General features: G+C 67.5%; 21 protein-coding genes. 11 read left to right on the forward strand and 10 right to left on the reverse strand.

Going from position 1 to position 22,789, the window contains the following annotated elements; genetic code table 11:
* The coding region (locus HWX00_RS35765) for an aminotransferase class I/II-fold pyridoxal phosphate-dependent enzyme (RefSeq protein ID WP_175868190.1) at nt 1–417 on the forward strand (417 nt) is incomplete at its 5' end.
* A 58-nt stretch (nt 418–475) separates the two neighbouring features.
* On the opposite strand, the gene gcvA is transcribed toward HWX00_RS35765, so the two are convergent.
* The gene (gene gcvA, locus HWX00_RS35770; RefSeq protein WP_034190509.1) at nt 476–1,396 is read right to left on the reverse strand and encodes a transcriptional regulator GcvA; all 921 of its coding nucleotides are present in this window, start codon (nt 1,394–1,396) and stop codon (nt 476–478) included.
* 125 nt (nt 1,397–1,521) lie between these two features.
* Here gcvA and HWX00_RS35775 point away from each other — a divergent pair, with 125 nt between their 5' ends.
* Nucleotides 1,522–2,868: an aminotransferase class III-fold pyridoxal phosphate-dependent enzyme gene (locus HWX00_RS35775; protein WP_175028493.1), complete on the forward strand. Its 1,347-nt coding sequence runs from the start codon at nt 1,522–1,524 to the stop codon at nt 2,866–2,868.
* A 134-nt stretch (nt 2,869–3,002) separates the two neighbouring features.
* Here HWX00_RS35775 and moaD read toward each other — a convergent pair whose 3' ends face one another.
* From moaD to fdhD, 5 genes are all read right to left on the reverse strand, one after another.
* Nucleotides 3,003–3,260, reverse strand: coding sequence for a molybdopterin converting factor subunit 1 (gene moaD / locus HWX00_RS35780; protein ID WP_034190508.1), 258 nt, complete (start codon nt 3,258–3,260; stop codon nt 3,003–3,005).
* Between the two features lie 52 nt (nt 3,261–3,312).
* On the reverse strand, nt 3,313–3,885 hold the full coding sequence (locus HWX00_RS35785; protein ID WP_034190507.1) for a molybdenum cofactor biosynthesis protein MoaE: 573 nt from the start codon (nt 3,883–3,885) through the stop codon (nt 3,313–3,315).
* Between the two features lie 47 nt (nt 3,886–3,932).
* Nucleotides 3,933–5,057: a GTP 3',8-cyclase MoaA gene (gene moaA / locus HWX00_RS35790; protein ID WP_175028494.1), complete on the reverse strand. Its 1,125-nt coding sequence runs from the start codon at nt 5,055–5,057 to the stop codon at nt 3,933–3,935.
* A gap of 199 nt (nt 5,058–5,256) precedes the next feature.
* A complete protein-coding gene (locus HWX00_RS35795) occupies nt 5,257–6,471 on the reverse strand; it encodes a molybdopterin molybdotransferase MoeA (protein WP_175028495.1) in 1,215 nt (404 codons plus the stop codon).
* Nucleotides 6,468–7,322, reverse strand: a complete 855-nt coding sequence (gene fdhD / locus HWX00_RS35800; protein ID WP_175028504.1) for a formate dehydrogenase accessory sulfurtransferase FdhD — start codon at nt 7,320–7,322, stop codon at nt 6,468–6,470. Before fdhD ends, HWX00_RS35795 begins: the two co-directional genes overlap by 4 nt.
* A 425-nt stretch (nt 7,323–7,747) precedes the next feature.
* Here fdhD and HWX00_RS35805 point away from each other — a divergent pair, with 425 nt between their 5' ends.
* From HWX00_RS35805 to HWX00_RS35820, 4 genes are all read left to right on the forward strand, one after another.
* Nucleotides 7,748–9,148 carry a cytochrome ubiquinol oxidase subunit I gene (locus HWX00_RS35805; protein ID WP_175028496.1) on the forward strand — a complete coding sequence of 467 codons (1,401 nt, stop codon included), beginning with the start codon at nt 7,748–7,750 and terminating at the stop codon, nt 9,146–9,148.
* Nucleotides 9,149–9,151: 3 nt separating this feature from the next.
* Nucleotides 9,152–10,159: a cytochrome d ubiquinol oxidase subunit II gene (cydB, locus tag HWX00_RS35810; RefSeq protein ID WP_059561279.1), complete on the forward strand. Its 1,008-nt coding sequence runs from the start codon at nt 9,152–9,154 to the stop codon at nt 10,157–10,159.
* 160 nt (nt 10,160–10,319) lie between these two features.
* Entirely contained in the window at nt 10,320–11,240 is a 921-nt protein-coding gene (locus HWX00_RS35815) for a bestrophin family protein (RefSeq protein WP_034190501.1), read from the forward strand.
* Between the two features lie 93 nt (nt 11,241–11,333).
* The gene (locus tag HWX00_RS35820; RefSeq protein WP_049031105.1) at nt 11,334–11,747 is read left to right on the forward strand and encodes a VOC family protein; all 414 of its coding nucleotides are present in this window, start codon (nt 11,334–11,336) and stop codon (nt 11,745–11,747) included.
* Between the two features lie 9 nt (nt 11,748–11,756).
* On the opposite strand, the gene trpS is transcribed toward HWX00_RS35820, so the two are convergent.
* The gene (gene trpS / locus HWX00_RS35825; protein ID WP_175028497.1) at nt 11,757–12,770 is read right to left on the reverse strand and encodes a tryptophan--tRNA ligase; all 1,014 of its coding nucleotides are present in this window, start codon (nt 12,768–12,770) and stop codon (nt 11,757–11,759) included.
* 214 nt (nt 12,771–12,984) lie between these two features.
* Complete coding sequence (locus HWX00_RS35830; protein ID WP_175028498.1) at nt 12,985–13,146, reverse strand: hypothetical protein; 162 nt, start codon at nt 13,144–13,146, stop codon at nt 12,985–12,987.
* A gap of 703 nt (nt 13,147–13,849) precedes the next feature.
* Between HWX00_RS35830 and HWX00_RS35840 the strand changes: the two genes are divergently transcribed.
* The 4 genes from HWX00_RS35840 to argE all read left to right on the forward strand — a co-directional run bounded on the left by HWX00_RS35840 (nt 13,850) and on the right by argE (nt 17,536).
* Entirely contained in the window at nt 13,850–15,172 is a 1,323-nt protein-coding gene (locus HWX00_RS35840) for a flavin-containing monooxygenase (RefSeq protein WP_175028499.1), read from the forward strand.
* Nucleotides 15,173–15,256: 84 nt separating this feature from the next.
* Nucleotides 15,257–15,694, forward strand: a complete 438-nt coding sequence (locus tag HWX00_RS35845; protein WP_034190498.1) for a RidA family protein — start codon at nt 15,257–15,259, stop codon at nt 15,692–15,694.
* A gap of 8 nt (nt 15,695–15,702) precedes the next feature.
* Nucleotides 15,703–16,380, forward strand: coding sequence for a DUF1028 domain-containing protein (locus HWX00_RS35850; RefSeq protein WP_175028500.1), 678 nt, complete (start codon nt 15,703–15,705; stop codon nt 16,378–16,380).
* Nucleotides 16,373–17,536 carry an acetylornithine deacetylase gene (gene argE / locus HWX00_RS35855; RefSeq protein WP_175028501.1) on the forward strand — a complete coding sequence of 388 codons (1,164 nt, stop codon included), beginning with the start codon at nt 16,373–16,375 and terminating at the stop codon, nt 17,534–17,536. The genes HWX00_RS35850 and argE overlap by 8 nt, the downstream gene beginning before the upstream one ends.
* A 45-nt stretch (nt 17,537–17,581) precedes the next feature.
* On the opposite strand, the gene HWX00_RS35860 is transcribed toward argE, so the two are convergent.
* Nucleotides 17,582–18,514: a LysR substrate-binding domain-containing protein gene (locus HWX00_RS35860; RefSeq protein ID WP_034190495.1), complete on the reverse strand. Its 933-nt coding sequence runs from the start codon at nt 18,512–18,514 to the stop codon at nt 17,582–17,584.
* A 403-nt stretch (nt 18,515–18,917) separates the two neighbouring features.
* On the opposite strand from HWX00_RS35860, the gene HWX00_RS35865 reads away from it, so the two are divergent.
* Nucleotides 18,918–20,339, forward strand: a complete 1,422-nt coding sequence (locus HWX00_RS35865; protein ID WP_069705795.1) for a purine-cytosine permease family protein — start codon at nt 18,918–18,920, stop codon at nt 20,337–20,339.
* Between the two features lie 102 nt (nt 20,340–20,441).
* On the opposite strand, the gene HWX00_RS35870 is transcribed toward HWX00_RS35865, so the two are convergent.
* Nucleotides 20,442–22,721 (reverse strand): FdhF/YdeP family oxidoreductase, encoded by a 2,280-nt coding sequence (locus HWX00_RS35870; protein ID WP_175028502.1) that lies wholly within the window; start codon nt 22,719–22,721, stop codon nt 20,442–20,444.
* Nucleotides 22,722–22,789 lie beyond the last annotated feature (68 nt).

The following is a 22,789-nucleotide window of genomic DNA, read 5'->3' on the forward strand; positions in this document are numbered from 1 at the left end:
GTCGAGAAGCTGAAGTTCCTGAACACGCTCGCGACGCCGTCGCTGCCGCAACTGGCGATCGCGGAGTTTCTCGAACGCGACGGCTACGAGCATCACCTGCGGCGCTTGCGCAAGGCGTATGCGCAGCAGGCGAACCTGATGCGGGCGATGGTGTCGCGGTTCTTTCCGGAGGGCACGCGCATCTCGAGCCCGGCGGGCGGGTACGTGCTGTGGGTCGAGCTGCCCGCGCAGGTCGACGCGATGCGGCTGTACCAGCTCGCGCTGGAGCAGGGGATCACGATCGGCCCCGGCTACATGTTCTCGATCACCGACAACTACCGGAACTTCATCCGCTTGAACTACAGCAGCCCGTGGTCGCCGGAGATCGAGCAGGCGGTGATCGCGGTCGGGAAGCTGGCCGCCGCGTGCATGCGGTGAACGGGCGGGCGAGGTGGAACGCGGGCGTCGGTATCCGCCGCGCGGCGATTCGCGTCGTTCAAGCCCAGCCGGCTTCCGAAAACGACCGTGCGGCCGATCGCAGCCAACTGCAGAAGGCGTCGACTGGCGGCCGTGCGGTTGCCGCGCGTGTCGTCAGCAGGTGGTAGCTGTAGGGTCCCTGTACCGGCTTGCCCGGCGCCATGGCCAACAGCCCCTGCCTGACCGCATCGGCGGCGAGGACGTCCGACGCCACCGCCACGCCTTGGCCCGCGATCGCGGCATCGAGCGTGAGATAGGTGTGCGAGAAGCTCGGGCCCTGTCGCAAACGGGTCGCGCTCGCGTGTACGTTCTGCATGCGGCACCAGCGCACCCAGTCCACCTGCTCCGGAATGCGGGCCTCGTATTCGTCATGCAGCAAGGTTGCCCGCAAGATATCGTCCACGGTGTGCAACGCCCGGCACACCAGAGGTTGACCGACCGCCAGGAACGTCTCCGACATCAGTTTTTCCGCGACGAGCCCCGGATAGGGGCCCGAGCCCAGCCGGATCGCCACGTCCACCCGCTCGCGGCTGAAGTCGACGGCGGGCACCGAGGCCAGCAAGCGCACCTCGATGTCGGGATGCAGCCGCCTGAACTCACCCAGGCGCGGCATCAGCCAGCGGGTCACGAACGATGGCATCGCGGTGACCGTCACCTCCGGGGCGTCCGCGGCCTGGCGGATGCCGAGCGACGCGCGTTCGAGCTCGTCCATCAAGCGCTCGATTTCCAGGAAGTACCGCCGTCCGATGTCCGTCAACTGGACGGACCGGGCGCCGCGCATGAACAGCGGCGTTCCCAGCCATTCCTCCAGCAGCCGTACCTGATGCCCTACCGCACCGGACGTGACGCATAGCTCTTCACCCGCCCGGGCGAAGCCGCCATGGCGCGCCGCCGCCTCGAATGCACGCACGGAGAGCAGGGGCGGAAGTTGTCGTGCCATGACTCAGTTAAATTAAGGCTCAGTGTCGAAACGTTTGATTTGTTGTGCGTGAAATGCGTGCTTAATCTATCAGCCTCACATCACGAGGCTCAGAAATAGTGAGCCATGACATTTCCGGAGTCAACATGGATCTACGCATTCACGGCGAGTCGGATCGCGCGCTCGCGCCGTCGTTTCGAAAGGTGCTCGTTCCCTGGGCGGTCCAGGGCGGACTCAACCCGCCGGTCATCACGCATGCGCAGGGATGCTACTTCCACGATGCGAACGGCAAGCGCTATCTGGACCTCACCAGCGGTTATGTCGCGGTGTCGTTGGGCCATGGCCATCCGAAGGTCGTCCAGGCGATCCAGGCACAGGCCGAGCGCATGTGCTGGGTCGCATCCAGCTACTTCAACGACGTGCGTGCCGAATACGCTGGACTCCTGAACAGTGTTTCGCCGTGGCCGGAAGGACTGCGTGTGCATTTCACGTGCGGCGGAGGCGAGGCGAACGATGACGCGGTGAAGATCGCCCGGCTGGTGACAGGCAGGCCCAAGGTGCTGACTGCCCATCGGTCGTATCACGGCAGCACCATCGGCGCGAGCGCGATGACGGGCGTGGACCGCTGGCGCGATCCTTTCCCGGCGCTCCCGGGCATGGTGAAGTTCTTTGCACCGTATCCGTACCGCAGCCCCTTTTACACGTCGGATCCGGTCGAGGAGACGCGCCGTGCCCTCGATCACCTTGCGCGCGTCCTGTCGCACGAAGGCGCGCAAAACGTCGCCGCGATCCTGATGGAGCCGATGACCGGGTCCAGCGGTGTGGTCGTCTACCCACCGGGCTACCTCGAAGGCGTTCGCAACCTGTGCGACCGGCACGGCATCCTGCTGATCTTCGACGAGATCATGACGGGCTTCGGGCGCACGGGGGCATTGTTCTGCGCCGAGCGTGTCGGCGTATTGCCGGACCTGATTTCGTTCGCCAAGGGGGCCAGCTCTTCGTATACACCCCTCGGCGGTGTCCTGGTGCGCGAAGGCGTGGCCCGCCACTTCGATACCGAACTCTTCGACGTGGGCCACACGCACGCGGGCCACGTGCTGGCGGTCGCCGGCGGGCTCGCCGCGCTGAAGGTCTATCTGGAAGAGGGTTTGTTCGACCGGGCGCGCGAGATCGAAGGCTGGTTGCGCGACGGTCTCGGCGATCTCGCAGACCGTCATCCGTCGATCGGGGACGTGCGGGGCATGGGCGCCCAGTTCGGCATCGAGCTGGTGCGCGACCGGGACACGCGCGAGCCGCTCGTCGAGTGGCACCACCCGGCGGGATCGGCGCCGATGCGGGCGTTCTATGGCGAGCTGCTGAAGCGCGGCGTCCACGCGTACGGGCGCTACAACGTGGTGATCGTGACGCCGCCGCTGGTCATCTCGCGCACGGAGCTGAACGAGGGGCTGGACGCGCTCGACGCGGCGCTGACAGTGCTGGAGGCTGCCCGATGAGCGACGAGGACATCCTGTATCGCGAGGCGCGCGGCGTGGCGACCGTCACGATCGACCGCCCCGTCGGTGTACAACGCGTTCCGGGCCAGGACGGTCGAGGATCGCCGTCGAAACGGGCGGCGTGCGTGGTGAGCTCACCCACCCGTCACCGGCGGAAAGAACGCGACCTCGCTATCCTCCCGCACGACGAATTCCCCGGTCACCATTTCGAGGTTCACGGCGGCCCGCACGGGGCGGTCCATCCGCAGTGCGTCCGCGCTGCGCGCGTCGCGCGCGGCCAGCGTGCCGCGCAGCGCGTCGACGGTGAGTTCGCGCGCATCGATCTCGACGGTTTCCTCGTCGAGCGCCAGTTGTTCGCGAATGCTTGCGAAATATTTGATCTTCAGTTTCATTGCGATGTCTCGAGCAGGAGCGGCGGAATCGGAAAGCGCGAAGCGGACGCGGTCAGCCCCAGCGCCGCATCGCGTGGTCGTCGTGGGCCTTCGCCTCGACCCAGCCGGATTCGCCGTCGTGCCGGATCTCCTTCTTCCAGAACGGTGCGTGGGTTTTCAGGAAATCCATCAGGAATTCGCACGCGTCGAACGCGGATGCGCGATGCGCGGCGGCCACGACGACCAGCACGACCGGCTGGCCGAGCGGAATGCGGCCGACGCGGTGCACGATCCTGACCGCTTCGAGCCGCCAGCGTGCCGTGGCCTCCTCGACGATGCTCCACAGTGCCTGCTCGGTCATCGTCGGGTAGTGCTCGACTTCCAGCGCGACGACGTCGTCGACGTCGCCTTCCTTGCGCACGACCCCGAGAAAATTCACGACCGCCCCGACATTCGGATTGCGAACGATCGGTGCAAGCTCCGCGCCCGCGTCGATCGGCGCATGCTGCACGCGTACTTCGAAGCCGGCGGCAATGGCGGGCGCCGGTTCGGGAGGCGGATCGGTCGCGTCGGCGGGCGGCGGGGCGCTGCCGGCTGGCAGCGGATCGTCCGGCAGCCCGGCGCGGGATTCGGTGAAGGTCGTCATGACAGGTTCTCCAGTGGGCGGCGCATCCTGTATCGCGCGGCGGCCCGTCAGCCGCCGACGAGCGACATGCGCACGGTCGGATAGGTCTTGCCCGGCGCGCGGGCCGGCCGCGCGGCCCGGTGCTCGGAATAGCGGTCGTCGCGCCGCGTCCAGCGATCGCGCACGGCGGCCGCGAGGTCGGCGGTCGATGCCGCATCGTCGAGCCACGGCCGCAGGTCGGTGCCCTGCGTCGCGAACAGGCACGTATAGAGCTGCCCGTCGGCGGACACGCGGGCGCGCGAGCAGGTGCCGCAGAACGGATGCGACACGCTCGCGATGAAGCCGACTTCGCCCGCACCGTCGATGTGCGCGCAACGGATCGCGGTCGCGTCGTGCCCCGGTTCGCCGACGAGCACGAGCGGATAGTGTTGTTCGATCAGTTCGCGCATGCGCGCGGCCGGCACGACCTTGTCGCCGGACCAGAAGCTCGCGCCGCCGACGTCCATGTATTCGATGAAGCGCACGGCCACGCCCGACTGCCGGAAGTGGCGCACGAGCGGCAGGATCTGGTCGTCGTTCACGCCGCGCTCGATCACCGCGTTGACCTTGACCGGCGCGAGCCCGGCAGCATGCGCGGCTTCGATGCCGGCCAGCACGCGCGACACGGGCACGTCGGCGTCGCTCATCCGGCGGAATACGGCGTCGTCGAGCGCGTCGAGGCTCACGGTCACGCGCGACAATCCGGCGTCGCGCAGCGCGCGTGCCTTCGCGGCGAGCAGCGAGCCGTTGGTCGTCAGCGCGATTTCGACGGGATTGCCGTCGACGGTCGTCAGCGCGGCGAGCCGTTCGATCAGTGCCTCGAGGTTGCGGCGCAGCAGCGGCTCGCCACCCGTGATGCGGATCTTCTCGACGCCGAGCGACGTGAACGCGCGTGCGATCTTTTCCAGTTGCGCGAACGACAGGCGCTCGGACGACGGCATGAACGCATAGTCCGAACCGAAGCTTTCGCGCGGCATGCAGTAGCCGCAGCGGAAGTTGCATTGGTCGATCACGGACAGGCGCAGGTCGCGCAGCGGGCGTCCGAGCGTGTCGGACGGGCGGGGAAAGGCGCCGGGCGCTGCGCCGCCGGATGATGCGGCGGCGGCCGGCGCGGCTGAAACGATGGCGTTCACGATCGGTTCGTCGGCCTGCATGAAGTAAGCGGAGGGGCGTCGCCGGTCGGCCGTGCGTGTACCGACGTGTCGGCGCACAGGTCGTGACGAGCCTCAGCGTGAGCATAGTCCGCCGGGTTGGGCCGGCAGAGGCACAATCGCGCCCGAATTGCAGGAATACAGTTCGCCGTGCGGCCGGCGCGGCGCATGGGTCGCATCGGGCGCGTGATGGGCATCGCGCTCATGCGAGCCACTGCTCGAATTCGTAATACGGTACCGCGTCGCCGCGCGCGATGGCCCGCCCGGCCGGCAGCCGTGCGAGCCCGCTCGCCTGCACGAGCGACTGCAGCGTGCCGGCGCCTTGCTGGCGCAGCGTATCGAGCACGGGCGCGCCAGCGGCACCGACCGTGCAGCGCACCCGTACGAAGCGTTCGCGCTGCGCATCCGGCTCGAAGTCCGTGTCGATCGGCAGCGCCGGCACGGCCGGCAGGCGCGCGTCGCGCCCCTGCAGGCAGCGGATCAGCGGCGCGACGAACAGCGCGAACGCGGTCATGGCAGCCCCCGGATTGCCGGGCAGCAGCACCACGGGCCGCGTGTCGAGCCGCGCGAGCGCGACCGGCTTGCCGGGCTTCATCCGCACACCGGTGACGATGAACGATGCGTCGAGCGCGGTCAGTGCGGGGCGCAGCAGATCCTTGTCGCCGACCGATGCGCCGCCGACGCAGATCACCAGGTCGCAACCCGCATGCAGGTCGCGCAGCGCACGATCGACGGCCGCCGCCGTATCGGCCGCATGCACGTTCATCGCGACGCGGGCACCGGTGCCCGACACGAGTGCGGCGAGCATCGGCGCATTGCTGTTGTAGATCTGCTGCGGCGCGCGCGGCTGGCCGCATGCGACGAGTTCGTCGCCGGTCGTCAGGATGCCGACGCGCAGCGCCGGGCGCACATCGATGCGCGCGAAACCTTGTGCGGCCGCCACGCCGACGTGCATCGCGCCCAGCCGCACGCCGGCCGGCACGAGCAGGTCGCCGGTACGCACTTCCTCGCCCCGGCGGCGGATGTGCGATCCGCTGCGCGGCGGGGCATCGAACGCGACCCAGCCGTCCCGTTCGTGCGCGTGCTCCTGCATCAGGACGGTGTCGGCGCCGGGCGGGATCAGGCTGCCGGTGAAGACGCGCGCAGCCGTGCGGGCGGCCAGCGGCATCGGCGTGTCGCCCGCATAGCAGCGTTGCGCGACGCGCAGCGGCTCGCCAGGCGAGACGTCCGCGTGACGCACGGCATAACCGTCCATCGCGCTCTGGTCGGCCGGCGGCTGGTCGAGCACGGCGGTCAGCGGCGCGGCCAGCACATGGCCGGCCGCTTCGGCGACCGGCAGCGAGGCGCTCGCCGCAAGCGGCGCAAATGCGCCGGCGAATTGCTGCTGCGCGGTATCGAAATCGAACAGGTGTTTCATGACGAGTGGGCCGGGTGCGCGGGCGCAAGCGCCGGTTGATCGGGGTGAACGGCGTCGGGCGACACGTATTCGACGAAGCCGTCGTTGCGGCAGAAGCCGAGCAGGCGCACGCCGGCTTCGCGAGCGACGTCGATCGCCAGCGACGTCGGCGCCGAGATCGTCGCGATCATCGGGATGCCGACCCGCGCGGCCTTGCGTACCAGCTCGTAGCTCGCGCGGCTCGACAGGAACACGAAGCCCGCGCCAAGGTCGGCGCGGCGCCGCGCGAGATGCCCGATCAGCTTGTCGAGCGCGTTGTGGCGGCCGACGTCCTCGAACACGGCGCGCACGGCGCCGTCGCGGTCGCACCACGCGGCCGCGTGGATGCCGCCCGTCTCGCGCATCAGCGTCTGGTGGGCCGGCAGCGTGCGCGCGGCGCGTGCAATCGCGTCGGCGCCGATGCCGGCAGCCGCGCCGGCGGCCGCGATGCGCGGCGGGTGCAGGTCGAGCTGCGCGATGCTTTCGATCCCGCAGACGCCGCAACCGGTGCGGCCGGCCAGCGCGCGCCGGTGCGCCTTCAGCGCCATGAACGCCTGCTGCGACACGGTGAGCCGCACCTCGGCGCTGCCGGGGCGGCATTCGCTTTCGATGTCGAAGACGTCCGACGCACGCTCGACGATGCCTTCGCTCAGCGCGAAGCCGAGGCCGAACGCATCGAGGTCGATCGGCGTCGCCATCATGACCGTGTGCGAGATGCCGTTGAACACGAGTGCAACCGGCGTTTCGTCGACGACGCGATCGACGGTGTCGCGCGTTTCGCCGGCACGATGGCGCGTCACCTGACACGCGGTGCTGCCGGTCGGATCGTCGATGGGGGGGGCGGGACGCCATGCGGGGTTTCTCCAGTCGGATCGGCCGGCGTGTACGCCGGACGACGGAATCGGTGCTGCCGGGCGGGCGCCGGGGGCGGCGCACTACCGCGCCGGGCAGGCGTTGCATAACATGTTAAGTGGAGTGAACAGCGCGCCGGAGACACAGCGCCGCCACGCGGAAAGCAGTACAGCTGACCATCCCGCAGGCACGAAATGTGTTTTCCGTGCACACATCTTCGGCGACGGAAGCAGCACAGTTTCAGCGCACGTTCGAGTGATTGCGAGTATCGTGGCAAACGCGATATCGTCACTCACGCTTCGATGCCGTGCGAGGGTCCGTTGACGTTCGCATGTGTAGTCGCCAAGCCGTCGCGCGATTTCCTGCTTCGGGCGTACGTCCTCACAACCACGAGCAAATTACGGTCATGGAAATCTTCGATGCATTCCATCTCGCCCGATTGCAATTCGCATTCACGGTGTCGTTCCACATCGTGTTTCCCGCGATCAGCATCGGCATGGCGAGCTTCCTGGCGGTGCTGGAATGGCGTTATCTCGTCACCGGCGACGCCGCCTACAAATCCATGTTCCAGTTCTGGTCGAAGATCTTCGCGATCGGCTTCGGGATGGGCGTGGTCTCCGGCGTCGTGATGGCGTACGAGTTCGGCACCAACTGGGCCGGCTTTTCGCGCGTCGCGGGCAACATCACGGGGCCGCTGCTCACGTATGAAGTGCTGACTGCGTTCTTCCTCGAGGCCGGCTTCCTCGGCGTGATGCTGTTCGGCTGGCAGCGCGTCAGCCCGCGTGCGCATTTCTTCGCGACGCTGATGGTCGCGGTCGGCACGCTGATCTCGACGTTCTGGATCCTCGCGTCGAACAGCTTCATGCAGACGCCGCAGGGCTACAAGATCGAAAACGGCCTGGTCGTGCCGGTCGACTGGTTCAAGATCGTCTTCAACCCGTCGTTCCCGTACCGTCTCGTGCACATGACGATCGCGGCGTTCATCGTCGCGGGTTTCATCGTCGCCGCGTGCGGCGCGTGGCACCTGCTGAAGGGCCGTCGCGACGAGCCGGTGAAGCGCAGCTTCTCGATGGCGCTGTGGATGCTGCTGGTGCTCGCGCCGATCCAGATCGTCGTCGGCGACGCGCACGGGCTGAACACGCGTGAATACCAGCCGGCGAAGATCGCGGCGATCGAAGGGCTGTGGGAAACCGAGAAGGGCGGCACGGCGCTGAACCTCGTCGGGCTGCCCGACATGCAGGCCGAAACCACGCGCTATGCGATCCAGGTGCCGCACCTCGGCAGCCTGATCCTCACGCACAGCTGGGACGGCGAGATTCGCGGGCTGAAGGAATTCCCGCCGCAGGACCGCCCGTATTCGCCGATCATCTTCTGGACGTTCCGGATCATGGCCGGTCTCGGGATGCTGATGCTGCTCACCGCGCTGCTCGGGTTGCTGCTGAGAAAGGGCGGGCGCCTCTATGAAACGCGCTGGTTCCAGTGGTTCGTGGTCTGCATGGGGCCTTCCGGCATCGTCGCGCTGCTGGCCGGCTGGATCACGACCGAGGTCGGGCGGCAGCCGTGGACCGTCTATGGCGTACTACGCACCATCGACTCGGTCTCCCCGCTCAACGCTCAGCAGGTCGGCGTGTCGCTGCTGGTCTTCGTGGTCGTGTATTTCCTGGTATTCGGAACAGGTATCTACTACATGATGAAACTGATGAGGCGCGGGCCGGCGGCCCAGGCCGGGTACATCGAGCTGCACCGGCATCCGGGGCTGCGCAAGAGCGCGCTGTCCACGCCGCTGAACGTCACCGAAGCGGAGTAAGCCATGCACATCGATCTTCCTGTCGTGTGGGCCGCGATCATCGGCCTCGGCGTATTCATCTACGTGATGCTGGACGGTTTCGATCTCGGGATCGGCCTGCTGTTTCCGTTCTTCGACGCGAAGGCCGAGCGCCAGGTGATGCTCGACACCGTCGCGCCGGTGTGGGACGGCAACGAGACGTTCCTCGTGCTCGGCGGCGCGGGCCTCTATGGCGCGTTCCCGGTCGTGTATTCGACGCTGCTGCCGGCGAACTACCTGCCGCTGGTGCTGATGCTGGTCGGCCTGATTTTCCGGGGCGCGGCGTTCGAGCTGCGCGCGAAGGCCACCCGCACGCAGCACATGTGGGATCTCGCGTTCATCGGCGGCTCGGCGCTCGCCGCGTTCTGCCAGGGGATCGTGCTCGGTTCGCTGCTGCAGGGCATCAAGATCGAGAACAACCAGTTCGCGGGCGGGCCGTTCGACTGGCTGTCGCCGTTCAGCCTGCTGTGCGGGATCGGCGTGCTCGTCACGTATGCGACGCTCGGCTGCGGCTGGCTGATCCTGAAGGTCGACGGCGAGCTGCAGCGCAAGATGCGGCTGCTGATGAAGCCGCTCGCGGGCGTGCTGCTCGCCGTGATGGGCGTGGTGAGCCTGTGGACCGTGATCGGGCTGCCGGCCGTCGCGCACCGCTGGTTCGGCAGCGGCAACCTCGTCTGGTTCCTGCCGGTGCCGGTTCTCGTCGTCGCATGCGTGTGGGGCATCTTCCACACGGTGAAGCGTGCGCACGAGGCCACGCCGTTCCTGCTGACGCTCGCGCTCGTGTTCCTCGGCTACACGGGGCTCGTGATCAGCATCTGGCCGAACATCGTGCCGCCGTCGCTGACGATCTGGGACGCGTCGTCGAGCCATTCGAGCCAGCTGTTCGCGCTCGTCGGCACCGTGATCGTGCTGCCGATCATCCTCGTGTACAACGCGATGCAATACCGCGTGTTCCGCGGCAAGGTGCGCGAGGGCGACATCGGTTATCACTGAGCGGCATGCGAGGTGACGGGGCGCGGCGTGCGCGTATCATCACGCGCAGCGCGGCGCCCGGCACGGCATCCGACGGAAAGCGGCCCGCCATGCGCGGGCCGCTGCGCATCGGGTGCGGGCGCAACGGGTTGCGTATTCCTTTGGCAGTCGAGAAAACATCATGATCGTCCGACCACGACAGAACTGGCTCAGGATGCTGTTCGTATGGAACGGCTCCGTGCTCCAATCGATCATTCCGCAGCTCGTGTTCATGGCGATCGTCAGCACGCTGGCGGTCTTCACGAACGGGCGCATCTTCGGCGAGAAGATTCCGCTCAACACCGCGCCGTTTACGCTGTTCGGGCTCGCGCTCGCGATCTTCCTCGGGTTTCGCAACAACGCGAGCTTCGAGCGTTTCAAGGAGGCGCGGCATCTGTGGGGCAACCTGCTGATCGCCGCGCGCGCCGTGACGTCGCAACTGCATCGCTACCTGCCCGACGGCGTGAGCGACGCCGAGCGCAACCGGCTTGCCGACCTGCTGATCGCGCTTGCGTATGCGCTGAAGCATCAATTGCGTCATACCGACCCGACCGCGGACCTGCTGCGCATTCTCGGGGCGGAGCGCACGGCCGCGCTCGGCGGCAAATGCTACAAGCCGGTCGCGATCCTCGACGAACTGCGCGGCGGCATCGTTCGTGCGCTGGGCCCCGCGCCCGGCAGCGGCACGACCTGCTGGATGTTCGAGACGCAACTCGACGAGCTCGGCAAGTCGGTGGGCGGTTGCGAGCGCATCCTGTCGACGCCGATCCCGTTTTCATACAGCGTGCTGCTGCATCGCACCGTCTATGCGTATTGCGTGCTGCTGCCGTTCGGGCTCGTCGATTCGACGGAGTTCTTCACGCCGCTGATCTGCGTGTTCATTGCCTACACGCTGATCGCGCTCGAAGCGATCGCGAACGAAGTGGCCGAACCGTTCGGCCTTGCGCCGAATGCGCTCGCGCTCGACGCGATCACGCGCACGATCGAGCGGTCGGTGCTGGAACTCGGGGATCGGCCGATGCCGGAGGAGTTCGTGCCGGCGTCGACGTATCAGATCACGTAGGGAGCGTGGTCGGTAGTGTAGTTGTCGGTAAGGTTGATCGGTCCGACCGGGAGGGGTTGTGTAGACTCGTGCTCGTTCAATGGAGCCTACACCATGCAACTGCTTGATCACGTGTCGATCGGCGTTCCGGACATCGACCTGGCACGCCCCTTCTACGATGCCGTCATGACTGCGCTGGGCGCGACCAAGGTCTATGACCGGCCCAATGCGCTCGGCTATGGCGAACGTTGCAGCGCGAACGACCCTGCATCGACTTTTCTGGCGGTGTATCTGGATCCCGCCGAAATCGGGACGAGCAAGCGGCACTGGTGTTTCAAGGCCGCGTCCCGCGAGCAGGTGCATGCGTTCTTCGAGGCTGGCCTTGCCACGGGCGGCCAGTCCGACGGCGACCCCGGATTGCGGCCGCACTACCACGGCGACTACTACGCGGCCTTTCTGGTCGATCCGGCCGGCAACCGGGTCGAGGCCGTGTGTCATGCGGCGGTGCCGGCGCGCGAGCGGCCGTGACGGCGCTGCTCAATCGAAATACGTGAGTCCCATCGCGCGCTTCACCTCCGCGATCGTTGCGCCCGCCACTTCCCGTGCGTGCAGCGTGCCGCGCTTCAGCGTCGCCATCACCTCGGCCTTGTCGGCCTCGAACTCGCGGCGGCGCGCGCGGATCGGCTCGATCAACGCCTGCAGCCGCTCGTTCAGCACGCGCTTGACGACGCTGTCGCCGAGGCCGCCGCGGCGATAGTGGGCCTTCAGTTCGTCGACCTTCGCGACGTCCGGCTCGAACGCATCGAGGAACGTGAACACGACGTTGCCCTCGACCTGGCCGGGATCGCTCACGCGCAGGTGGTTCGGATCGGTGTACATGTCCTTCACGGCCTGCGCGATCTCGTCCGGCGTCGAGCCGAGCGTGATCGCATTGCCGAGCGACTTGCTCATCTTAGCCTTGCCGTCGATGCCCGGCAGCCGCGTGACCGACGACAGCACGGCCTCGCATTCGACCAGCACCGGCTGCTCGACGGTCGCGTTGAAGCGGCGCACGAGTTCGTTGGTCTGTTCGATCATCGGCAACTGATCGTCGCCGACCGGCACGTGCGTCGCCTTGAACGCGGTGATGTCGGCTGCCTGGCTCACCGGGTAGGTCAGGAAACCGGCGGGGATGTCGCGCTCGAACCCGCGCAGGCGGATCTCTTCCTTGATGGTCGGATTGCGTTCGAGGCGCGCGACCGTGACGAGGTTGAGCAGGTATTGCGACAGCTCGGCGAGTTCGGGCACCTGCGACTGCACGACGATCGTCGAGACCGCAGGGTCGATACCGACGGCGAGGTAGTCGAGCGCGACCTCGATCACGTTCTCGGTGACGCGCTGGCGGCGGCCCATGTTGTCGGTCAGCGCCTGCGTATCGGCGAGCAGCAGGAATTGCTTCGCTTCGTGCTGCATCTGCACGCGCGCGCGCAACGAGCCGACGTAGTGGCCGAGATGCAGCGGGCCGGTCGTGCGGTCGCCGGTGAGGATGGTCGGGCGGGTGGGTTGCGTCATGGTCGTCGTTGGCTCCGGGTTGTCGAAGGCGCCAGCCATGATGTCGGTGCGGTGCGGAAACGCAAATGCCGCCATGGCTGGCGGCATCACGTTTGGGACATGCAAAAGGAAACGGGCCGCCTGGGTCAGGCGCGCCACCAGCAATGCACGATCGGCGAGGCGGGTTGGGTTTCCATCGCGCAAGTATAGCGTAGTGCGCGGCCGGGCGTGTGCGTCAGCGGATCATCGACTCCATCGCGAGGTACGCGGTTTCGGCGGACGGCCACAGCAGGTACAGCAGGCCGACCATCAGCAGCCACGCGCCGGCGCGGACGAGCGGCGTGCGGTCTTTGTCGCGCCGCGGGGCAGGGCGGGTGGGCGGGTTCGAATTTTTCATGCTTGCAGGCGCGGGGCGCGCCACTCCAACGGTTACTGCAACGGGTCGCGCGGGGCGACGCCGGGGTGTTGCGGGGTTCTACGGGGCTGGGTGCCGTCTGAGACACCAAGTCGCCGAGGGTGCGTTGGCGAGGTTAGCCGGTCGTGGGACATAAAAGGGAACGATCGAGTGTCGCGTATCCGCTTCCATGCCGATGTGACGCGCATGCTACCAGTTCGACGATGCGGACACAGTCAAGAATTGTCGGGCGGCTCGATCGGCTCTCCGTCGGTCCGGCGAGGCAGACTATCGCCGCGGGCTCACGGAGCTCGAGCAGTGGGTCGAGCTTGCCCGTGGATACGCCGTCGCAAGCGTGAATCGTGAGTGGGTGACGCTGTACTGGCGGATCGGTGGCGACGTTCTCGAACGCCAGGAACGACAAGGGTGGGGCGAAGGTCATCGATCGGCTGGCGCAGGACCCGAAGGCTGCGTTTCCCGACATGCGGAGATTCTGCCCGCGCAACCTGAACGACGTATGGGCTCTGCTGCAAGCGTGGTCATCGTCGGTACCTCCATCGCTCCCGCCCCAGCTTTTTTCTCGTCAACACCAACAAAAAACATCATTTCGCGCCAGGCGGCCTGTCCGCAGAATGTCTCCATTCCCACTCGCCCGACAGCACGAACGTCGCAGCGAGCCGCACGTCAGAAGCTGAAGGAGACAGCCGTGGCAGTCGAAACAACCTCAATCGATACGCTCGTCGTCGGCGCCGGGCAGGCCGGCGTGGCCATGAGCGAGCATCTGGGCAAGCTGGGCGTGCCCCATCTCGTGCTGGAGCGCGACCGCATCGCCGAGCGCTGGCGCACCGGGCGCTGGGATTCGCTGGTCGCGAACGGCCCCGCGTGGCACGACCGTTTCCCGGGGCTCGAATTCGACGGCCTCGATCCCGATGCGTTCGCATCGAAAGACCAGGTCGCCGATTACTTCGAAGCGTATGCGCGCAAGTTCAACGCGCCGATCCGCACGGGCGTCGACGTGACGAACGTCGTGCGCAACACCGGCAAGCCGGGCTTCGTCGTCGAGACGTCCGACGGCACGATCGAGGCGAACCGCGTGGTCGTCGCGACGGGGCCGTTCCAGCGCCCGGTCGTTCCGCCGATCGCGCCGGACGATGCGCGCCTCGTGCAGATCCATTCCGCCGACTATCGCAATCCGGGCCAGCTTCCGGACGGCGCGGTGCTGGTGGTCGGCGCCGGCTCGTCGGGCGTGCAGATCGCCGACGAGCTGCAGCGCGCGGGTCGGCAGGTGTATCTGTCGGTCGGGCCGCACGATCGCCCGCCGCGCGCGTATCGCGGCCGCGACTTCTGCTGGTGGCTCGGCGTGCTCGGCGAATGGGACAAGGAAGTCGCGACGCCCGGCCGCGAACACGTGACGATCGCGGTGAGCGGGGCGCGCGGCGGCCACACGGTCGATTTCCGCGCGCTCGCGAACCAGGGCGTGACGCTCGTCGGGCTGACGAAGTCGTTCGACGGCGGCGTGGCCGTGTTCGAACGCGATCTCGCGGTCAATCTCGCCCGCGGCGACGAGAACTACCTGTCGCTGCTCGACGCGGCCGATGCCTACGCGGCACGCAACGGCCTCGACCTGCCGGAAGAGCCGGAAGCGCGGCGCATCCTGCCGAACCCCGACTGCGTCGCGCATCCGATCCTCGCGCTCGATCTCGCCGGCGCGGGCGTCACGTCGATCGTCTGGGCGACTGGCTACGCAGTCGACTACGGTTGGCTCAACGTCGACGCGTTCGCGCCGAACGGCAAGCCGCAGCACCAGCGCGGCGTGTCGAAGGAGCCCGGCATCTATTTCCTCGGGTTGCCGTGGCTGTCGCGGCGCGGCTCCAGCTTCATCTGGGGCGTGTGGCACGACGCGAAACACATCGCCGATCACATCGTCACGCAACGCAAGTACCTCGCGTACCACGACGCGTCGCAGCGTCGCGTGGCAGCCCAGCAGGCACCGGCCGACGCGCGCCCGCTCGCCGAAGCGACGAACTGACCACCTGACGGACCGACACGCATCCGCTGCGCCGCGGCCGCTTCCGGCGCGGCGGGCGTACCCACCGACACTCGAAGGACCTCGATGAGCCAGCCTACCCATACGCGTATCCGCATGTTCAACACCAAGGATACCTACCCGAACCAGACGCTCGACAACGACCTGTGCCAGGCCGTGCGCGCCGGCAACACCGTCTACGTGCGCGGCCAGGTCGGCACCGATTTCGACGGCAACCTGATCGGTCTCGGCGATCCGCGCGCGCAGGCCGAGCAGGCGATGAAGAACGTCAAGCAGCTGCTGGAGGAAGCCGGCAGCGACCTCACGCATATCGTGAAGACGACGACCTACCTGATCGATCCGCGTTATCGCGAACCGGTGTACCAGGAAGTCGGCAAGTGGCTGAAGGGCGTCTATCCGATCTCGACGGGGCTCGTCGTCTCGGCGCTCGGCCAGCCGCAATGGCTGATGGAGATCGACGTGATCGCGGTGGTCCCCGACAACTGGCAGCCGAACCGCGCATAGGAGGCGACATGACTTTCTCCATCGTCGGGCGCTGCCCGGAGACAGGCCAGCTCGGGATCGCGATCAGTTCGTCGAGCATCGCGGTGGGCGCGCGCTGCCCGTGGGTGCGCGCGGGCGTGGGCGCCGTCGCGACGCAGAACATCACGCTGCCGGCGCTCGGGCCGCAGATTCTCGATCTGATCGAGCACGACCAGCTTGCGCCGGCCGCGGTGCTCGACCGCGCGCTCAGCGCGAACGGCTGGAGCCAGTACCGGCAGGTCACGGTGATCGACGGGCAGGGGCAGACGGCGTGTTTCACCGGCAAGGAAGCGCTCGGCACCCATCACGCGGTGCAGGGCGAGCAGTGCGTGGCGGCCGGCAACCTGCTGGCCGCGCCGGCCGTGATCGACGCGATGGCGCGGGCGTTCGAACAGGCGCACGGCCCGCTCGCCGATCGCCTGCTGGCCGCGATGCATGCCGCGATGGCGGCCGGCGGCGAAGCCGGTCCGGTACATTCGGCCGCGTTGAAGGTGGCCGGCGACGTGACCTGGCCGATCGTCGACCTGCGCGTCGACTGGGCCGATACCGATCCGATCGGGCAACTCGATGCGCTGTGGCGCGCGTATCGGCCGCAGATGCAGGACTACCAGACGCGCGCGCTGAACCCGACCGCCGCGCCGAGCTACGGAGTGCCGGGCGATGAGTGACACGTCGAGCCGTGCGCTGCTCGAACGGCTGGTCGGTTTCGCCACGGTCAGCCGCGATTCGAACCTCGAGATGATCGGCTTCATCCGCGACCATCTCGCGGGTTTCGGCGTGGCGAGCGAGCTGTTCTACAACGCCGAGCGCACGAAGGCGAGCCTGTACGCGACGATCGGCCCGCGCGATCGCGGCGGCATCGCGCTGTCGGGTCACACCGACGTGGTGCCGGTCGACGGGCAGGCGTGGACGGTCGAGCCGTTCCGGCTGACCGAGCGCGACGGCCGCCTGTATGGCCGCGGCACGGCCGACATGAAGGGCTTCATCGCGTCGGCACTCGCGGCCGTTCCGGCGTTCGTGTCGCGGCCTTTGAGCATGCCGGTGCATTTCGCGTTCTCCTATGACGAGGAAGTCGGTTGCCTCGGCGTGCGGCCGATGCTCGACGTGCTGGCCGCGCGCGAGCATCGGCCGCGGCTGTGCCTGATCGGCGAGCCGACCGAACTGAAGCCGGTGCTCGGTCACAAGGGCAAGCTCGCGATGCGTTGTCACGTGAAGGGCGCCGCGTGTCACTCGGCGTACGCCCCGTCGGGCGTCAACGCGATCGACTATGCGGCGAAGCTGATCGGCCGGCTCGGCGAGATCGGCGCGGCGCTCGCGCGACCCGAGCGGCACGACGGCCGTTTCGATCCGCCGTTCTCGACCGTGCAGACGGGACTGATCAAGGGCGGCCGCGCATTGAACATCGTGCCGGCCGAATGCGAGTTCGATTTCGAGGTGCGTGCGCTGCCGGATTTCGACGCGCACGACGTGCCGAGGACGCTGCAGGACTACGCGGAATCCGAGCTGTTGCCGAAGATGCGTGCGGTGCAGCCCGATACCGACATTCGATTGCGGCCGCTGGGCGCGTATCCTGGGCTGGCCACCGCGCCGGACAGTGAAGCTGCGCGCCTGCTCGCGATGTTGAGCGGTTCCGACGCATTCGGCACGGTCGCGTTCGGCACCGAGGGCGGACTGTTCGGGCAGGCCGGCATTCCGACCGTGGTGTGCGGGCCCGGCAGCATGGACCAGGGGCACAAGCCCGACGAGTTCGTCACGCTCGAGCAACTGCACGGCTGCGACGCGATGCTGGATCGCCTGGCCGCGCATCTTTCCTCGGCGGCCTGAGCCTGCAGCCTGGATGCATGCGCCGCGTCCCGCGGCGCGTGCGCTTCACGTTCCTTGTCGCGCCGATTCCGCGACGATTCGCGCGAGCCGTTCACGGCAGAAATCGACGAACGACTGCGCCTGCTTCGTGAGCTGTCCCCGCTTCAGCCGTGCGCTCACGAGCCCCGACGGGCTCACCGTTTCGCTGAGGCCGATCGTCACGACGCGTTGGCCGTCGTACGTGTATTCGGAATGCGGGCGCGTGACGAGCAGCGAGAAGCCGAATCCCTGGCCGACCATGCCGCGCACCATCTCGATCGACGGCGAGCCGAACACGATGTTCGGCGTGAGGCCGAGTTCATGGAACAGGCTGACGAAATACGTGCGGCTGGGCTGCACGTCGAGCAGGATCATCGGCTCGACGCACAGGTCGCGCAGCGACACGTGCGCCTGGCCGGCGAACCGATGGTTCTCCGGCAGCAGCACGTACGGCTGTTGCGGCGGCATCAACGGTTCGGTCTCGATCGTGCCGTCGAGATCGTGGTCGTACATGAGGGCGAGATCGAACGTGCCGGACGTCAGGCCCTGCACGAGTTCCTGCTGGTCGCCGTCGCGCAGCCGGATGTTCACGCCCGGGTAGCGCTCGCGAAAGCCCGCGATCAATTGCGGCAGGTAGAGCGGCGCGACCGTCTCGAAGCAGCCGATGTCGATCTGCCCGGTAATCACGTCGTTGTCGGCGAGTGCGTTCTGTTCGAATTCGTGCGCGATGCGCAGCAGCTCCTGCGCTTTCCGGTAGAAGCGCGTGCCGGACGGCGTCAGCGACACGCCTTGCGCGTGATGGCGGATGAACAGCTTCACGCCGAAGCTTTCCTCCAGCCCCTTGATCGCGCTGGAAATCGACGGCTGCGCGATGAAGAGCTGACGCGAGGCTTCGGCGACGCTGCCGGATTCGACCGTCGTGATGAAGTATTTCAGTTGCCGCAAAGTGTAGTGAGCCACAAGCACCTCTGATGCCCGGCCCCGGCGTGCCGCCGCGGGCGCATGCGCGTTCCATGGGGAAACAGACCCTGGCACCTTACCCGAAGTCGTTCGGCGCCGGAATTTCCGCTGCAGAGCTTTTTCGTATGTCGCGGAAATATTTTTAGTATTTTCCGGCCGCGACGGTCGTGGCGCACCATCGTCTCCAACCTGGATCACGACGCTCGCGAAGCGGCCGCGCCCACGCCGGCGGGACATGTCATCCGTCCCCGCCGGCGTGCCTCGTCCGCTTCGTTCGACGCCGCCGCGCATGCACGCGGCGCGTCGTCGCTCGCGTATCCGGACCCGATTGCAGGCGCGCACCCCGACGCGCGCCAGCGGAAACGGCACGCGCGCATCGGCGCGCAGGACAGGAGACTTGACCATGACGAACGCGGAACGCAATGCGTCCCCGATGATAGAGAAGCACACGATCGGCTATGTGCCGCCCGCGGAGCGCCACGGCAAGGTGCGCGACCTGTTCACGCTCTGGTTCGGCGGCAACATCGCGCCGCTGCCGATCGTGACGGGTGCGCTCGGCGTGCAGATGTTCCACCTGAACCTGATGTGGGGCATCGTCGCGATCGTCGTCGGTCAGGCCGTCGGCGGCGTGCTGATGGCGCTGCACTCGGCGCAGGGGCCGCAGATGGGCATCCCGCAGATGATCCAGAGCCGCGCGCAGTTCGGCTCGTGGGGCGCGCTGCTCGTCACGGTGATCGCGGCCGTGATGTACGTCGGCTTCTTCGCGTCGAACATCGTGCTGGCCGGCAAGTCGGTACACGGCATCGCGGCGTCGGTGCCGGTGCCCGTCGGCATCGTGATCGGCGCGGTGGGCTCCGGGCTGATCGGGATCGTCGGCTACCGGTTCATCCACATCCTGAACCGCATCGGCACGTGGGTGCTCGGCATCGGCATCTTCGTCGGCTTCTGGATGATCCTCTCGCACGTGACGACCGACGATTTCCTGACGCGCGGCGGCTTCGACTTCGCGGGCTGGCTCGCGACGGTGTCGCTGTCGGCGTTGTGGCAGATCGCGTTCGCGCCGTACGTGTCGGACTATTCGCGTTATCTGCCGGAGAACGTCGGCGTCGCGTCGACGTTCTGGGCGACCTATCTCGGCTGCACGATCGGCTCGACGCTCGCGTTCATCTTCGGCGCGGTCGCGGTGCTCGCGGTGCCGGCCGGCGCGGACACGATGGACGCCGTCAAGCAGGCGACGGGCCCGCTCGGCCCGCTGATGCTCGTGCTGTTCCTGCTGAGCGTGATCAGCCACAACGCGCTGAACCTGTACGGCGCGGTGCTCGCGGTGATCACGTCGGTGCAGACGTTCGCGTACAAGTGGATTCCGACCGCGAAGGCGCGCGCGGTGGTGTCGGTCGTGATCTTCGTCGCTTGCTGCTACGCGGCGATCGGCGCGTCGACGAACTTCGTCGGCAACCTCGTCGATCTCGTGCTCGCGCTGCTGGTCGTGCTGGTGCCGTGGACGGCGATCAACCTGATCGACTTCTACGTGATCCACAAGGGCAAGTACGACATCCAGTCGATCTTCAGGGTGGACGGCGGGATCTACGGCCGTTTCAATCCGCAGGCGCTGCTCGCGTATGCGATCGGCATCCTCGTGCAGATTCCGTTCATGAACACGCCGATGTACGCGGGCCCGATTCCCGCGCACCTGGGCGGTGCGGACCTGTCGTGGCTCGTCGGGCTGCTGCTGACGTCGCCGCTGTACTACTGGCTCGCGACGCGCGACAGCGCGTATCGGCGCCGGCAGGGTGCGGCGCACCTGCCGCCGACGGCAGCGCGCTGAAAGGAGGCGCGGGCCGCCGCCCCGGGTTGCGGCGCGGCGGCGGCCGGTGGCAGGGATCGGGCAGGCGCGCGGTGAACGATGCACCGCCCGCCTGCCGGTCCGTCAAACGACGGCCGAGCGCACGACGCGCACCGGCACCGACTTGTACGACGGCGTGCCGCTTTCCTTGTCGATGTAGTCGAGCGGCACGAGCACGTTCGCTTCCGGGTAGTACGCGCCGACCGAGCCCGGCGCGATGTCGTACTCGATCGCGGTGATCTTCTCGAGGCGCAGCGTGCGGCCCGACGCGGTGATCGTCTCGATGTCGACGAGGTCGCCGTGCTCGAGCCCGTACTTCGCGAGGTCGGCCACGTTCATGAACAGCACGTCGCGTCGCCCGAACACGCCGCGATAGCGGTCGTCGAGCCCGTAGATCGTCGTGTTGTACTGGTCGTGGCTGCGCAGCGTGATCAGCCGCAGCACCTGCTCGGCGCCGAGCACGTCCGCGTCCTCCTTCACTCCCTTGTAGACCGAGAACATCGCCTTGCCGGTCGGCGTCGGCCACACGCGCTCGGTGGGCGGCAGCGGCAGGCGGAAGCCGCCCGGCGTGCGGATGCGCTCGTTGAACGCCTCGAAGCCGGGCACCGTGCGGTCGATCAGGTCGCGGATGCGGTCGTAGTCGGCGATCAGGTCGAGCCATGCGACCTTGCTGTTCGGCAGCGTCGCATGCGCGATTCCCGCGACGATCGCGGGCTCCGAGCGCAACTGGTCGGATGCCGGCTTGAGCTTGCCGGCCGACGCGTGGACCATCGACATCGAATCCTCGACGGTGATCGACTGGCGGCCGGTCGCCTGCATGTCGAGCTCGGTGCGGCCGAGCACCGGCAGGATGAAGGTTTCCTTGCCGACCAGCAGGTGCGAACGGTTCAGTTTCGTCCCGAGATGCACGCTCAGGTCGAGCTTCGCCATCGCCGGGAACGACAGCTCGGGATCGGGCAGCGCGACCGCGAAATTGCCGCCGAGGCACAGCAGCGCCTTCGCGGTGCCGTCGATCATCGCCTGCATCGCCTGCACGGCGTCGTGCCCGTGATGCGCGGGCGGCGTGAAGCCGCACACGTCCTCGATCTTCTTCAGGAACTCGGCCGACGGCTTCTCGGTGATGCCGACCGTGCGGTTGCCCTGCACGTTCGAATGGCCGCGCAGCGGGCACACGCCGGCGCCGGGCTTGCCGATGTTGCCGCGCATCAGCAGCAGGTCGGCGATCAGGCGGACGGTCGCGGTGCCATTGTTGTGCTGCGTGACGCCCATGCCGTACGTGACGATCGTCGCGTTCGACTTCGCGTACGCGAGCGCGACCTGTTCGAGCTGTGCCTGGCTGAGGCCGCTCGCGCGTTCGATGTCGTCCCACGACGTGGCCTCGAGGTCGGCCGAGAACGCGTCGAAGCCGTTGGTGTGCTGCGCGATGAAATCGCGGTCGAGCACGTTGCCTTGCTCGGCTTCGAGCTTCAGCAGCGCCTTCATGATGCCCTTCAGCGCGGCCGCGTCGCCGCCCGCGTCGACCTGGTAGTACGTCGACGCGATACGCGTCGAGCCGAACGACGCCATCTCGATCATGTCCTGCGGATCGGCGAAGCGTTCGAGCGCGCGTTCGCGCAGCGGGTTGAACACGATGATCGGCACGTTGCGGCGCGCGCACTCGTGCAGCGTGCCCATCATCCGCGGGTGGTTCGTGCCGGGGTTGTGGCCGATCGAGATGATCAGCTCGCAGTGGTCGAAATCCTCCAGCGACACCGTGCCCTTGCCGATGCCGATCGACTGCGGCAGGCCGACGCTGGTCGGCTCGTGGCACATGTTCGAGCAGTCGGGGAAGTTGTTGGTGCCGAGCTCGCGCGCGAACAGCTGGTACAGGTACGCGGCTTCGTTCGATGCGCGGCCCGACGTGTAGAACTCGACCTGCTCGGGCGGCAGCGCGCGCAGCACTTCGCCGATGCGCGCGAACGCGTCGTCCCATTCGATCGCGCGGAACGTGTCGCTCGCGCGGTCGTAGACGAGCGGATGCGTGAGTCGCCCCATGTCCTCCAGTTCGTAGTCCGACATGCGCAGCAGCGACGATACGGTGTTCGCCGCGAAGAACTCGGGCGTCACGCGCTTGGTCGTCGCTTCCCACGTGACGGCCTTCGCGCCGTTCTCGCAGAACTGGAACGTCGACTTGTGTTCCTTGTCGGGCCACGCACAGCCGGGGCAGTCGAAGCCGTCGGGCTGGTTGGTCCGCATCAGCACGATCGGCGCCTCGATGGTTTCCATCTGCGTACGCACCGCATCGGCTGTCGCGCGAAGCGCGCCCCAACCGCCGGCGGGCCCATCGTATTTCCTGATGCCTGGCACTTCGCGTCGATTTGTCATGTGAATCTCCAAGAGCCGGGCCCGCTACGGGTGGCTCGGTTGCGCCGTGTCGCGGCGTGGGGCGGCTC

Source organism: Burkholderia seminalis DSM 23518, from assembly GCF_902832885.1.
GTDB classification, from domain to species: Bacteria; Pseudomonadota; Gammaproteobacteria; order Burkholderiales; family Burkholderiaceae; genus Burkholderia; species Burkholderia seminalis.